12 protein-coding genes are annotated in these 13,202 nt (G+C 71.5%); 4 read left to right on the forward strand and 8 right to left on the reverse strand.

All coding sequences use genetic code 11. From position 1 onward, the window contains the following. The first annotated feature begins 116 nt into the window (after positions 1 to 116). Positions 117 to 860 (forward strand): DUF5995 family protein, encoded by a 744-nt coding sequence (locus NMK44_RS12975; protein WP_254741989.1) that lies wholly within the window; start codon positions 117 to 119, stop codon positions 858 to 860. On the opposite strand, the gene NMK44_RS12980 is transcribed toward NMK44_RS12975, so the two are convergent. The 4 genes from NMK44_RS12980 to NMK44_RS12995 all read right to left on the reverse strand — a co-directional run bounded on the left by NMK44_RS12980 (position 821) and on the right by NMK44_RS12995 (position 5,527). Next, on the reverse strand, positions 821 to 2,527 hold the full coding sequence (locus NMK44_RS12980) for a flavin monoamine oxidase family protein (protein WP_254741992.1): 1,707 nt from the start codon (positions 2,525 to 2,527) through the stop codon (positions 821 to 823). The genes NMK44_RS12975 and NMK44_RS12980 overlap by 40 nt on opposite strands. A 78-nt stretch (positions 2,528 to 2,605) precedes the next feature. Next, positions 2,606 to 3,412, reverse strand: a complete 807-nt coding sequence (locus NMK44_RS12985; protein ID WP_254741995.1) for a carbon-nitrogen hydrolase family protein — start codon at positions 3,410 to 3,412, stop codon at positions 2,606 to 2,608. Positions 3,413 to 3,588: 176 nt separating this feature from the next. Then, positions 3,589 to 4,044, reverse strand: a complete 456-nt coding sequence (locus tag NMK44_RS12990; RefSeq protein WP_254741998.1) for an Lrp/AsnC family transcriptional regulator — start codon at positions 4,042 to 4,044, stop codon at positions 3,589 to 3,591. A 10-nt stretch (positions 4,045 to 4,054) separates the two neighbouring features. After that, positions 4,055 to 5,527, reverse strand: a complete 1,473-nt coding sequence (locus NMK44_RS12995; protein ID WP_254742001.1) for an amino acid permease — start codon at positions 5,525 to 5,527, stop codon at positions 4,055 to 4,057. Between the two features lie 301 nt (positions 5,528 to 5,828). Here NMK44_RS12995 and NMK44_RS13000 point away from each other — a divergent pair, with 301 nt between their 5' ends. Further along, positions 5,829 to 6,035 carry a hypothetical protein gene (locus NMK44_RS13000; protein WP_254742004.1) on the forward strand — a complete coding sequence of 69 codons (207 nt, stop codon included), beginning with the start codon at positions 5,829 to 5,831 and terminating at the stop codon, positions 6,033 to 6,035. Further along, on the forward strand, positions 6,032 to 6,871 hold the full coding sequence (locus tag NMK44_RS13005) for a DUF2637 domain-containing protein (RefSeq protein ID WP_254742007.1): 840 nt from the start codon (positions 6,032 to 6,034) through the stop codon (positions 6,869 to 6,871). The genes NMK44_RS13000 and NMK44_RS13005 overlap by 4 nt, the downstream gene beginning before the upstream one ends. 241 nt (positions 6,872 to 7,112) lie before the next feature. Here NMK44_RS13005 and NMK44_RS13010 read toward each other — a convergent pair whose 3' ends face one another. The 3 genes from NMK44_RS13010 to rpe form a co-directional block, all read right to left on the reverse strand. After that, the gene (locus NMK44_RS13010; RefSeq protein ID WP_254742010.1) at positions 7,113 to 8,552 is read right to left on the reverse strand and encodes a GuaB1 family IMP dehydrogenase-related protein; all 1,440 of its coding nucleotides are present in this window, start codon (positions 8,550 to 8,552) and stop codon (positions 7,113 to 7,115) included. Positions 8,553 to 8,706: 154 nt separating this feature from the next. Further along, positions 8,707 to 9,696 carry a sugar-binding transcriptional regulator gene (locus tag NMK44_RS13015; RefSeq protein WP_254742598.1) on the reverse strand — a complete coding sequence of 330 codons (990 nt, stop codon included), beginning with the start codon at positions 9,694 to 9,696 and terminating at the stop codon, positions 8,707 to 8,709. 112 nt (positions 9,697 to 9,808) lie between these two features. Continuing rightward, positions 9,809 to 10,507 (reverse strand): ribulose-phosphate 3-epimerase, encoded by a 699-nt coding sequence (gene rpe / locus NMK44_RS13020; protein ID WP_254742013.1) that lies wholly within the window; start codon positions 10,505 to 10,507, stop codon positions 9,809 to 9,811. A gap of 259 nt (positions 10,508 to 10,766) precedes the next feature. Between rpe and NMK44_RS13025 the strand changes: the two genes are divergently transcribed. Then, entirely contained in the window at positions 10,767 to 11,693 is a 927-nt protein-coding gene (locus NMK44_RS13025) for a serine hydrolase (protein ID WP_254742016.1), read from the forward strand. A gap of 2 nt (positions 11,694 to 11,695) precedes the next feature. On the opposite strand, the gene NMK44_RS13030 is transcribed toward NMK44_RS13025, so the two are convergent. Next, positions 11,696 to 13,186, reverse strand: coding sequence for an RsmB/NOP family class I SAM-dependent RNA methyltransferase (locus NMK44_RS13030; RefSeq protein ID WP_374215264.1), 1,491 nt, complete (start codon positions 13,184 to 13,186; stop codon positions 11,696 to 11,698). Between the last annotated feature and the right edge of the window lie 16 nt (positions 13,187 to 13,202).

Raw genomic sequence — 13,202 nt, forward strand, 5'->3', positions numbered from 1 at the left:
TGCCCGGACCCGTGACCGGGCGCCGGGGCCCCGGGGTTGACGGTCCGTTGGGCCGATCCGGGGAAGCCCGGCCGCCCGGCGGGACGGGACGGCGCCGCCCTGCCACGCTTGTGTCCATGACGATGCCGACCGGCGCGCGGCCCGCACCGCCGCGCAGTGTGCAGAGCGTCGTGGCGCGGATGCGGGCGCTCGGCGCGGCGCTGCCGCCCGGAGACGGGGTGGCGGTCTTCAACCGGGTCTATCTCGCGGTCACCGAGGAGATCGGCCGGGGGCTCATGACCGGGTACTTCCAGGACCCGGCCGCCACCGAGGAGTTGGACGTGCGCTTCGCCGGGCGCTATCTGGCCGCGGTGGACACGGTGGCGGCGGGACGCCGGCCGCCCGCCTGCTGGCGCCCGCTGTTCGAGCTGCGATGCCATCCTCAGGTGCGTCCGGTGCAGTTCGCACTCGCCGGGATCAATGCCCATATCGGCCATGACCTGGCGCTCGCGCTGGTGGACACCTGCCGGGCCCGGGACACCGAACCGGATGCGCTGGAGGGGGACTTCGACCGGATCGGCGCCCTGCTCACCGGGATGGAGGAGCGGATCCGGGAGGAGCTGATGCCCGGCCCGGATCTGCTGGACGTGGCCGATCCGCTGACCCATCTGGTGGGCTCCTGGAGCCTGGAGCGGGCGCGGGACGCCGCGTGGGCGGCGTTCCGCGCCCTGTGGGGGCTGCGCGGACTCCCGGAGCTCGCGGAGGAGTTCACCGAACGTGTCGACGCGAGTGTGGGCCTGGTCGGACGCTTCCTGCTGACTCCCCTGCCGTCCTGGCCGGTTCAGTCCTCCGGCAGCTCCACCGGCGCGATCTCGTCATAACGGTCGCCCGGCCCCGGGTTGGTGCCGTCGGTGGCGCCGCCGAACTGGTGCATCACGCCCCACACCGCGTTGAGCGCGGTCTGCACGGCGCCCTCGGCCCAGCCGGCCGTCCAGGAGATGTCATCGCCCGCGAGGAAGATGCCGCGCTGGTCCTCGGGCAGCCGGTCCTGCATGAAGTGGGTGAACAGCCGCCGCTGGTAGCGGTAGTGGCCGGGCAGGTTGGCCTTGAACGCACCCATGAAGTAGGGCTCGTTCTCCCAGGAGACGGTGACCGGGCTGCCGATGATGTGCTTGCGGATGTCCACCTTCGGATAGATCTCCGACAGGGACTTGAGCATGACCTCCATCCGCTCGTTCGCCGACAGCGGCAGCCACTTGAGGCTGTCGTCGCACCAGGTGTACGAGAGGCAGATGACGGCGGGGCGATCCGGGCCGTCGTCCAGCAGATAGGTGCCGCGGGTCATCCGGTCGGTGAGCGTCATGCTCATCGTGTCCCGGCCGGTTTCTTCATCCTTGTCCAGCCAGAACGGACGGTCGACGGGCACGAAGAGCTTGCTGGACTCCATGTAGTGGGTGCGCTCGATCGCCGTCCAGTGGTCGATCGGGAAGAGCGAGTCATCGCAGTCGATCTTGGAGAGCAGCATCCAGGACTGCGCGGTGAAGACGACGGCCTGGTACGAGCGGATGTCCCCGTCCGCGTCGGTGACCACGATGCGGTCGCCCGCGGCGCGGTGCAGCCGGGTCACGGCCGGACGCGGGTCACCGCCGTGCAGGGACGACAGCGAGGTGCCGTGCGGCCAGTGGACGATCTTCTCGGGCTCGCGCTCCCACAGCCGCAGCGGAAGCTGCTGGCTGCCGCCGACGATACCGCGGTGGTGGTCGTCGGCCTCGGTGTAGACGACGCGCAGGATCTCCAGGATGGAGTTGGGGAAGTCGGTGTCCCAGCCGCCGGTGCCGAAGCCGACCTGGCCGAATATCTCCCGGTGCCGGAAGGAGGTGAAGGCCGAGGAGTCGCAGAGGAAACCGTAGAAGGTCTGGTTGTCCAGCTTCTCCACCAGCCGCGCCCAGATCTCCCGGATCCGCGGCACGTCCCGCTCGCGGATGGCGCGGTTCATGTCGGAGAAGTCCGCGCCCTCCTCCAGACAGGCGTTCCACGCCTCCATGACCTCGCGGTAGACCTGCGGGAGGTCGTCGATGGTGCGGGCGTAGTGGGACTCGCCCTTGAGGTCGACGACCGTGGAGGGGGTGTCGGGCGCCAGCGGGTTGGGGAACGGCCGGGTCTCCAGCCCCACCAGGTCGATGTAGTGCTGGAGCGCGGTGGAGGACGGCGGGAAGCGCATCGCGCCCATCTCGGCGGTCAGCGAGGCGTCACAGCCGTCGAAGCCGACGGTGCGCAGCCGTCCGCCGATCCGGTCGGCCTCGTAGACGACCGGCTTCAGACCCATCTTCATCAGCTCGTACGCGGTGATGATGCCGGACAGACCGCCGCCGATGACCGCGACCTCGGCGCCGTGCTCGGTGGCCGGGATCTGGCCGAGACCCGCCGGGTGGGCCAGGAAGTCGTCGTACGCGTAGGGGAAGTCCGGCCCGAACATGGTGATGGGCGGGAGGGCGTCGGCCTGCTGCGGCTCGTGCTCGCCGGGCACGGCGTTGGGCATGGACGTCATCGGTACGGACTCCTTGCGGTCGTGCGGGTGCGCGTGGGGGGGAGGGGAAACAGGGGGCGGGCGGCGGGCGCCCGGGGCTCAGGTCAGCGACCCGTACAGCCCGGGGCGGCGGTCGCGCAGATACGGGTTGGTGGTGCGCGAGGCGGCCAGCAGCTCGGGGTCGGCGTCGCCGATGACCAGCTCCTCGCCGTGACCGGCCCGGGTGCGGGTGGTGCCGTCGGGGCTCGCCAGACAGCTCATGCCCACGAAGTCGAATTCACCCTCGGGGCCGGTGCGGTTGACGTACGCGATGTACATCTGGCTCTCGAACGCCCGCACCGGGACCAGGGATTCGGCCACGAACTGGAAGGGGTGCATCTGCGCGGTGGGCACCACCAGCAGATCGGTTCCGGCCAGCGCATGGGCCCGGACGTTCTCCGGGAACTCCACGTCGTAGCAGATCAGGATGCCGACGGTGAGCCCGCCCAGGGCGGCCTGGACGACGGGGGTGTCACCGGGTGTGAAGGCGTCGCGCTCGAAGCAGCCGAAGAGATGGGTCTTGCGGTAGTTGGCCAGCTCGGCCCCGTCCGGGCCGACCAGCCGCGCGGAGTTGTAGACGACCTCGGTGCGCATCCGGTCGCGCTCGGGGTAGCCGTAGAGGACCGCGAGGCCGTGTGCCGCGGCGATGGCGGCCACGGCCTGCCCGCCGGGCCCGTCGGCGGGCTCGGCCAGCTCCTGGATCCGGTCGCCGATGGCGTAGCCGGTGAGGAACATCTCCGGGGCGATCAGCAGCCCGGCTCCGTCGGCCGCGGCACGCTCGGCGGCCGCGTCGAGGACCTTGAGGTTGCGGGCGGGGTCGCCGGGGTGACCGGAGCTCTGGAGCAGTGCGGTGCGCAGCGGCGGCATGGGCAGACCTTGGGGATCCAGGAGGGGGAGGAAGCGACACCAGAACGGTACGTGTGGCCGAGAACCATCGACAAGGCGCGACCGTTGCGCATCCGGCGTCGATTCATTACACGTTTCCGGCCCGCGGCAACGATTCGTTGCGCGCGGGCCGGTATCGCCCGGGGTTCCCTTCCGGATCAGGCCGGAGCGCCGGAGCTGAAGCGCCGCAGCAGCGGCGAGAGCACCAGCACCGACTTGGTGCGCTCCACGAACGGCTCCCCCGCGATGCGCTCCAGGACCCGTTCGAAGTGACGCATATCGGAGGCGAAGACCTGGACGACGGCGTCCGCGTCGCCGGTGACGGTCGACGCGGACACCACCTCGGGATAGCGCGACAGACCCCGTCGGATGTCCTCGGGAGAGGTGTTGTGGCGGCAGAAGAGCTCGATGAAGCCCTCCGTCTCCCACCCCAGCGCCGCCGGGTCGACCCGCACCGTGAAGCCGGTGATGGCCCCCTCGGTCCTCAGCCGGTCCACCCGGCGTTTGACGGCGGGGGCGGAGAGGCCGACGAGATCGCCGATATCGGCGTAACTGCGGCGGGCGTCTTCAGCGAGGGCGTGGACGATGCGTTCGTCGAGGTCGTTCAGTCGCACTGCGGGGGAATCACTTTTCTGCTGTGGCCAGTCGGGATCGGCGCATGCCGTATCCGAAGTACAGCACAAGGCCGACTGCCATCCAGACACCGAAGACCACCCAGGTCACGACTTCCAGACTGCCCATCATCCACAGGCAGAGCGCGAAGCCGATCACCGGGAAGAGCGGCGAGAGCGGCACCCGGAAGGTGCGCTCCATGGTGGGCCGGGTGCGGCGCAGCACGATCACCGCGATGTTGACGAGCGCGAAGGCGAACAGGGTGCCGATGCTGGTGGCGTCGGCAAGCTGGCCCAGCGGGATCGCGGCGGCCAGGACACCGCAGAACAGCGAGACGATCACGGTGTTGGCGCGCGGCACCCCGGTCGTGGGGTGGATGGTGGAGAACACCTTGGGCACCAGGCCGTCACGGGACATCGCGAACAGGATGCGGGTCTGGCCGTAGAGCACGGTCAGCACCACGGAGGCGATGGCCACGACCGCACCGGCGGCCAGCAGCACGGCCCAGAAGCTCTGACCGGTGACATCCTCCATGATCCCGGAGAGCGCGGCCTCGGAGCCGGAGAACTCCTTCCACGGCAGCGCACCCACGGCCACCGCCGCGACCAGGCAGTACAGGGCGGTGACGATCACCAGCGAGAGCATGATCGCGCGGGGCAGGTCACGCTGCGGGTTCTTGGCCTCCTCACCGGCGGTGGATGCGGCGTCGAAGCCGATGTACGAGAAGAACAGGGTGGCGCCCGCGGCACTGACGCCCGCCATGCCAAGCGGCATGAAGGGGGTGTAGTTGCCCGCGCGGATACCGGTGAAGGCGACGGCGCAGAACAGGACCAGGGCCGCGATCTTCACCACGACCATGATGGTGTTGGCGCGGGCGCTCTCCTTGGCGCCGCCCAGCAGGAACGCCATGGACAGCAGTACCACCAGCAGCGCGGGCAGGTTGAAGATCCCGCCGTCGCCGGGCGGCGCGGACAGCGCGTCCGGGATGGTGATGCCGAGCGTGCCGTCGAGCAGCTCGTTGAGGTACTCGCCCCAGCCGACGGCGACCGCCGCCACCGAGACGCCGTACTCCAGGATCAGACACCAGCCGCAGATCCAGGCGATCAGCTCGCCCATGGTGGCGTAGGCGTAGGAGTACGAGGATCCGGAGACCGGGATGGTGCCCGCCAGCTCCGCGTAGGACAGCGCCGAGAACAGGGCGGTGAGCCCGGCTATGACGAACGACACGATGACCGCGGGCCCGGCGTCCGGGACGGCCTCGCCGAGCACCACGAAGATGCCGGTACCCAGGGTGGCACCGATGCTGATCATGGTCAGCTGCCACATTCCGAGCGAACGCCGCAGCGATCCGCCCTCACCCTGTCCGCCTTCCGCGACCAGCCGCTCCACGGGCTTGCGCCGCATCAGCCGGGCGCCGAACCCGGCCGCCGGAGGCTCTGGCTCCGGGCGCGGGGTCGTGGGCGGGGCTGCGCCGTGCTCCAACACTTGGGTGGCTCCTTATTTCACTGCCGGTCAGGTGACGACGACCGACGGCGGACATGCGGCTGCCCGAAGACAAACCCGCAGGTGGGAATCGCCGAGCAGTCGGTCCCCGCCACTCCACGTCAGCGCAAGACCCTATGAGCCGTCCGCCCACGGCCGTAATGCACCACTCTTGCGCATGGGTGGTTGATCGTTGCGCGCGGGGGCGTGCGGCGGGGAATCGTTGCGGGCCGCTGCAAGAGTGAGCGCGCGATTCACCCGAATGCCGCGATACTGCACCATTTTAGCGGTCGTTGGTGGGGACGTGACCACTGACAGTCTGCAACCACCCGAACACTCAGCGCTCCGCCCCGAACCGGTGTTCCGGGCCCGGGACCACGGAGGTGAGGACGAACGCTACCCGCTCGAATACTGCGCGCGGGTGTGGGAGGACTTCCTCCGGGCGCTCAACCGGATCGAGGCCGACTTCCTCCAGCGCTCCGGCTCCACGGACCCGGGCGTCAAGGCATGACCTACACCGAGCCGAGGCCGGGCGGCTACGGGCCCCCACTCACCGGCCACCGAGCCGCCCCCGCCCACGGCGAGCGGTTCGACGCGGGCGTCGACTACGTGGGTGCCGACTACCCGGACTACCCGGACTACCCGGGTGTCAGCTACGTGGGCATCGAGTACGCGAGGAATCCTTTCCCCCTCCCGGACCCCGAAACCATCGAGGGCCGCTGGGACCTGGAAGGGGATCTGGCACGACTGCTGCAGACGGCCGCCCCCGAGGAGCCGCCGCAACCGGCCGCACCACCGCACCCGGTCGCCCCGCCGCACCCCGCCCCGCCCCTCCACGCACCCACCAACGCACAGGTCCGCGGGGGCCGCGGCAAGCGTCGCCGGGTGCGCTTCCGGCTGCCGACGATGCCCTGGGTCCAGCTGACCAGTCTGCTGTTCGCGGCGGCCACCACGGTCATCGTCGCCATGCTGAGCGTGCTGGGCGGGATGATCTCCTATCCGCCCCTGCGCTATCTGGCCTCCCCCAGCACCTCGGAGACCATGGCCGCGTGGTGGCCGCTGCTGGTCTACGGGCCGTGGCTGGTGGCCTCGCTGTCGGTGCTGCGGGCCGCACTGCACCGGCGGGGTGCCGCGCACTCCTGGGCCGTGGTGGTGCTCTTCTCGGTCATCGCGGTGTTCCTGTGCGTCGCCCACGCCCCCAAGAACCCGGCCAGCATGGCGGTCGCGGGGCTGCCGCCGGTCGCCGCGCTGGTCTCGTTCCACCAGCTGGTCCGGCAGATCACGCTGACCAGCCCGCCGCGTCACGCGCTGCCCCGCACTCGCGGTGAACAGCGGATGCCGCGGTAACCCACCTGTTGAAGGGCACGCCGCCGGCCCCCACTTCACCCGAGCGAAGTGGGGGCCGGCGGCGTATTTTTCTGGGGCTCGCTCGCCTCCGGGGCGCCTCAGCCCCTGTCGACGGTCGACCGTGCTCGGCCACCCACGCGGCGGAGCCGCATATCGATCACAGCCCGAGCGGCCTCCGCGCGCTCTCCCTTTCGACAGGGTCGCGCCCCTTCGGCTCGCTCGCCCCTGCCGTGACCGGGTGTCAGTCCCAGCTGGCGTGCAGCGGCTTGCCCTCGGCGTAGCCCGCGGCGCTCTGGACGCCGACCACGGCACGCTCGTGGAACTCCTCCAGGGACCCCGCGCCCGCGTAGGTGCAGGAGCTGCGGACACCCGCGATGATCGAGTCGATCAGGTCCTCGACACCCGGACGCGCCGGGTCCAGGAACATCCGCGAGGTGGAGATGCCCTCCTCGAACAGCCCCTTGCGGGCCCGGTCGTAGGACGACTCCTCGCTGGTGCGGTTGCGCACCGCGCGGGCGGAGGCCATGCCGAAGCTCTCCTTGTACGGCCGCCCGTCGGCGGCGTGCTGAAGGTCGCCCGGCGACTCGTAGGTGCCCGCGAACCAGGAGCCGATCATCACGTTGGAGGCCCCGGCGGCCAGCGCCATCGCCACGTCGCGCGGGTGGCGGACGCCGCCGTCGGCCCAGACGTGCTTGCCGAACTTCCGCGCCTCGGCCGCGCATTCGAGCACCGCGGAGAACTGCGGACGGCCCACTCCGGTCATCATCCGGGTGGTGCACATCGCGCCGGGTCCGACACCGACCTTGACGATGTCGGCACCGGCCTCGATGAGGTCGCGCACACCCTCGGCGGCGACCACGTTGCCCGCCGCCACCGGCACCCGCGGGCCGAGTCCGCGCACGGCCTTCAGTGCGCTGATCATCGACTCCTGGTGGCCGTGGGCGGTGTCCACCACGAGGGTGTCCACACCGGCGTCCAGCAGGGCCTTGGCGCGGCCCTCCACATCGCCGTTGACCCCCACGGCGGCGGCGATCCGCAGCTTGCCGCCCGCGTCCACGGCGGGCTGGTAGAGGGTCGCGCGCAGCGCGCCCTTACGGGTCAGGATGCCGACCAGACGGCCGTCGGCGTCGACGGCGGGGGCCAGCTTGCGATGGGCGGCGTCGAGGCGGGTGAACGCCTCGCGCGGGTCGATGTCCGCGTCCAGCACCAGCAGTTCGCGGGACATCACCTCGGAGAGCTGGGTGAAGCGGTCCACCCCGGTGAGGTCGGATTCGGTGACCACGCCCACCGGACGCCCGTCCTCGACCACCACACCCGCACCGTGGGCTCGCTTGGGGAGCAGAGCCAGCGCATCGGCGACGGTCCCGGTGGGCGCCAGCACGATCGGGGTGTCCAGCACCAGATGGCGGGACTTGACCCAGCGGACCACATCGGTGACCACGTCGATCGGGATGTCCTGCGGGATGACGACGAGCCCGCCGCGGCGCGCGACCGTCTCCGCCATCCGGCGGCCCGCGATCGCGGTCATATTGGCGACGACCAGGGGGATGGTGGTGCCGGTGCCGTCCGGCGCGCTCAGATCCACCCCCTGCCGGGAACCGACCGCGGAGCGGCTCGGGACCATGAACACATCGTCGTAGGTCAGGTCGTACGGGGGCTTCTGATCATTCAGGAAACGCACGTGCTCAACTTCCCAGTCGTTCGGAATCAGCCCTCGACGCAGGAAGCCGAGGAAATCGCACGTACTTCATTCTCCCATGCCACCCCTGCCACAGGGGCCCGGACGATCATCCAGTCGTACCGGGCCCCGGTGGTCGGATCGTACGAGCCGGGGGCTACGGACCGTCCGGATCGGCGCGGTCCAGCGCCGGACGCGGCCCGGGGCCGGTCTCCAGCAGCAGGTGGTCGGCGGCGGCGGTGTCCGTCACCAGACTGGTGACCAGACCGGAGCGCAGCACCGCGCCGATCGCCGCGGCCTTGCGGCCGCCGCCCGCGATGGCCACCACCTCGGGGATCCGCCGCAGCCGGTCGGCCTCGACGGTGATGCAGCGCTCGCCGAGGTCACGGCCGATCCGGCGGCCCTCGGTGTCGAAGAGATGGGCCGACATCTCTGCGGCGGCCCCGAGCCCGGCGTAGTGGGCCCGCTCCTCCTCGCTGAGCATGTCGTAGACGGTCGAGATCCCGGCCTCCCACGAGCCGATGGAGACGGCCGCGACGGTGACCTTGTCGAAATACTCGAAGGCCCGCGCGATCCCGGTCTGACCGCGCAGCGCGTCCGCGGTGGCCGTGTCGGGCAGCAGCATCGGCGCGTAGATGGGGTGGGCCTCGCCGCCGGAGACGGCGGCGGCCCGGCGGACCGCCTCCACCGAGCCACGCTCGGCGGTGCCCGCGTCGTACACCCCGGTGAGCTGGACGACGGTGCACGGCGGGAGCTGGTGCAGCGCGGCGGCCATATGGATCGTGGACCGCCCCCAGGCCAGCCCCAGTACGTCTCCCTCGGTGACCAGCTCACCCAGCAGATCGGCGGCGACCTCGCCCAGGTTCTCCGGGTCGGGGGTGTCCGCCTCGGCGTCGGCCGGGGACTCGACGACCACCGCGTGGCGCAGCCCGTAGCGGGCGCGCAGCGCGTCGGAACGCTCCGCGTCGAGTTCGGCGGGAACCCGGATCTCGATGCGCACCAGGTCGCGCTCGAGCGCGGTCTCCAGCACGCGCGCGACCTTGAAGCGGCTGACCCCGAACTCCTCGGCGATCTGGATCTTGGACTTGCCCTCGAGGTAGAAGCGGCGCGCCATGGCCGCCGCCTGCACCAGTTCGGCGGGTCCCATCCGCGTGGCTGAACGGCCCGTCGACACCGCGGTCTCCTCACTTGTCAATGTTCTGGACTCACCGTTCATCCTGTCAGAAACGGTGGAGTTGGTCCGGCCTTTACCCTTCAGTTCACCGCCCCGTAGTGGAGTGGCCGCACAGTCCGGTGGCGCCCGTCGTCTTCTCGGCCAGGGCGCGCAGCTCCTGGACGGCCTTCGCCGGGTCCTCGGCACCGTAGACCGCGGAACCCGCCACGAACACATCGGCGCCCGCCTCCGCGCAGCGCTCGATGGTCGAGGCGGAGACACCGCCGTCCACCTGGAGCCACAGCTCCAGACCGTGCTTGGCGATCAGCTCACGGGTGCGGCGGATCTTGGGGAGCATGATGTCGAGGAACGCCTGACCGCCGAAACCGGGCTCCACGGTCATCACCAGCAGCATGTCCAGCTCGGGCAGCAGATCCTCGTAGGGCTCGATCGGGGTGGCGGGCCTGAGCGCCATCGACGCCCGCGCGCCCTTGGCCCGGATCTCCCGCGCCAGCCGTACCGGTGCGGCGGCTGCCTCCACGTGGAAGGTCACCGAACCGGCTCCGGCCTCGATGTAACCCGGGGCCCAGCGGTCCGGGTCCTCGATCATCAGATGGCAGTCCAGCGGGGTGTCCGTGGCCTTCGCCAGGGATTCGACCACCGGCACACCGAGGGTCAGATTGGGCACGAAGTGGTTGTCCATGACGTCGACATGGAGCCAGTCGGCGCCCTCGACCGCCTTCGCCTCGTCCGCGAGGCGGGAGAAGTCGGCGGACAGGATGCTGGGATTGATCTGCGCGGCCATGCCCCCAGCCTCCCATGACCGGCACCGGTCCAGGGAGCCGGGATGATCGCGGTTACCCACTCCAGGGACATCCCTACGACACGCCCCTCCGCACGACATGCGAAATCGCGTCCATGCGAAAACATGAACACATACGACACAACCCTTGGCTGTCGCCTGGGGGTCCTGTGAGTCGAGCGCACCCGACGTGCGCCGGAGACCAGGAACGACGCCCCCCAGGGCGCACACGCGACATGACAAGGGAAATGGACATACGACGATGACGCGACACCGAATACCCCGGCGCCCCCGCGCCGCACTGTCCGTGGCACTGGCCGCGGCCGTGCTCGTGCCCCCGGTGGCCGGGGCGGGGTCGGCGGCGGCCGCCGCGCCGCGGCCGGTCTGCACCTCGGACAAGGCGGGACTGGCCGGCAAGCTCTCCCGGGACATCGCCGCGGCACTGCGGGACAAGTCCGCCACCGCCGCGGTCAGCCTCCGTGACCACACCACGGGCACGGTCTGCACCCTGCGCGGGGACCAGAAGTTCGACTCCGCGAGCGTGGTGAAGGTGACCGTGCTGGCCACGCTGCTGTGGGACGCCCGCAAGGAGCACCGGCGGCTGACCGACCGGGAGACCGGTCTGGCCACCAAAATGATCACCGAGTCGGACAACGAGTCCACCACCGCGCTGTGGAAGCAGCTGGGCCGCGGCAAGGTCAGCGCGTTCGTCCGGGCCGCCGGGATGAACCGCACCGTGCCCGGCAAGGACGGCTACTGGGGGCTCACCCGGATCACCGCCGACGACCAGGAGAAGCTGCTGGAGCGGGTGACCCACCACAACCGGCTGCTCAGTGACGCCTCCCGCGCCTACATCCTGAAGCTGATGGGCGAGGTCATCGCCGAGCAGCGCTGGGGCACCCCGGCCGGGGCCCCGCAGGGCGTCCGGATCCAGCTCAAGAACGGCTGGCTGGAGCGGTCGACCCACGGCTGGCGGGTGCACAGCGTGGGGGCGTTCACCGGTGGCTCCCACGACTACACGATCACCGTGCTGACGCAGGACAACGCCACGATGGAGAGCGGGGTCGCGACCATCGAGGCGGTCTCCCGCGCGGTGCACCGGGACCTCAACCCCGGCGCCCGCGGCAGCATGCTCTACCTGCCGACCGAGAGCCCGCAGGAGACGCTTCCGGCAGTTCCGGGCGAGTGATCTCAGCCGGTGCGGCGCAGCAGGGCCAGATACATCGCGTCCGTACCGTGCAGATGCGGCCAGAGCTGGATGTCGGGGCCCTCGCCGAGCGCGGGCACACCGGGCAGCAGCGGTCGGGCGTCGATCCACTCGGCCTCGGCCGCCGGGCCGCCCCGGCCCTTGAGGACGTCCTCGACCACGGCCCGGGTCTCGGCCGGATGCGGTGAGCAGGTGGCGTAGCCGACCACTCCGCCGATCCGCACCGCCGCGAGCGCCTCGCGCAGCAGTCCGCGCTGGAGCGGGGCGAATCCGGCCAGGTCCTCGGGGCGCCGCCGCCAGCGGGCCTCGGGGCGGCGGCGCAGTGCGCCGAGGCCGGTGCACGGGACGTCCACCAGGACCCGGTCGAAGGTGCCCGGCCGCCACGGCGGCCGGGTGCCGTCCGCGGCGATCACCTGGTACGGGCCGGGGTTCCCCGCCAGCGCCCGGCCGACCAGCCGGGCGCGGTGCGGCTGCTTCTCGGCGGCGAGCAGGGCGGCGTCCCGCCGCGCGGCCAGCGCGGCGAGCAGCGCGGCCTTGCCGCCGGGCCCGGCGCAGCCGTCCAGCCAGCGCCGGTCCTCCCCCTCCAGCGGGGCGTTGGCCAGGGCGAGGGCGACGAGCTGGCTGCCCTCGTCCTGGACCCCGGCGCGCCCCTCGCGCACGGCCTCCAGCGCCGCGGGCTCCCCGCCCTCGGTGAGCCGTACCGCGTACGGGGACCAGCGGCCCGGGGCGGCGGCCTCGTCACCGACCGCGGCCAGCAGTTCGTCCGGGGTGGCGCGCCCCGGCCGGGCGACGAGGGTGACCTCGGGCCGCTCGTTGTCGGCCGCGAGCAGGTCCTCGATCCCCGCGCTGCCGCCGCCGAGCGCGTCCCACAGCGCGGAGACGATCCAGCGCGGATGGGAGTGGACGACGGCGAGGTGGGCCTCGGGGTCCTTGTCGTACGGCGGGGCGACCCGCTCCAGCCAGCCGTCGAGGTCGTCGGAGGCGATCCGGCGCAGCACCGCGTTGACGAACTTGGCGCGTCCGTCGCCGAGCACCACCCGGGCGAGTTCGACGCTGGCGGAGACCGCGGCGTGGGTGGGGATGCGGGTGCCCAGCAACTGGTGGGCGCCGAGGCTGAGGACGTCCAGCACCGGCGGGTCGACCTCGCGCAGCGGGCGGTCCACACAGGCGGCGATGATCGCGTCGTAGGTGCCCTGGCGGCGCAGGGTGCCGTAGACCAGCTCGGTGGTGAGCGCGGCGTCCCGGGCGTCGAACTCCCCGTCCTCCCGCGCCTTGCGGAGCAGCGGCGGGAGGACGAGGTTGGCGTACGCGTCCCGTTCGTCGACGGCCCGCAGCGCCTCGAAGGCGAGGACCCGCACGGGGTCCTTCTGCGGCCTGCGGTACGGCCGGCCGGACGTGCCGCCCCGGCCGGGGTTTCCGGGCGCGGAACCGGCTGCGGGGGTACGGCGGGGGCGACGACGGGGCTGGTCGTTCACGGGAATGTGCTCCGGT

Origin of the sequence: Streptomyces cucumeris (genome assembly GCF_024295805.1) — a bacterium.
Classification (GTDB): domain Bacteria; phylum Actinomycetota; class Actinomycetes; order Streptomycetales; family Streptomycetaceae; genus Streptomyces; species Streptomyces cucumeris.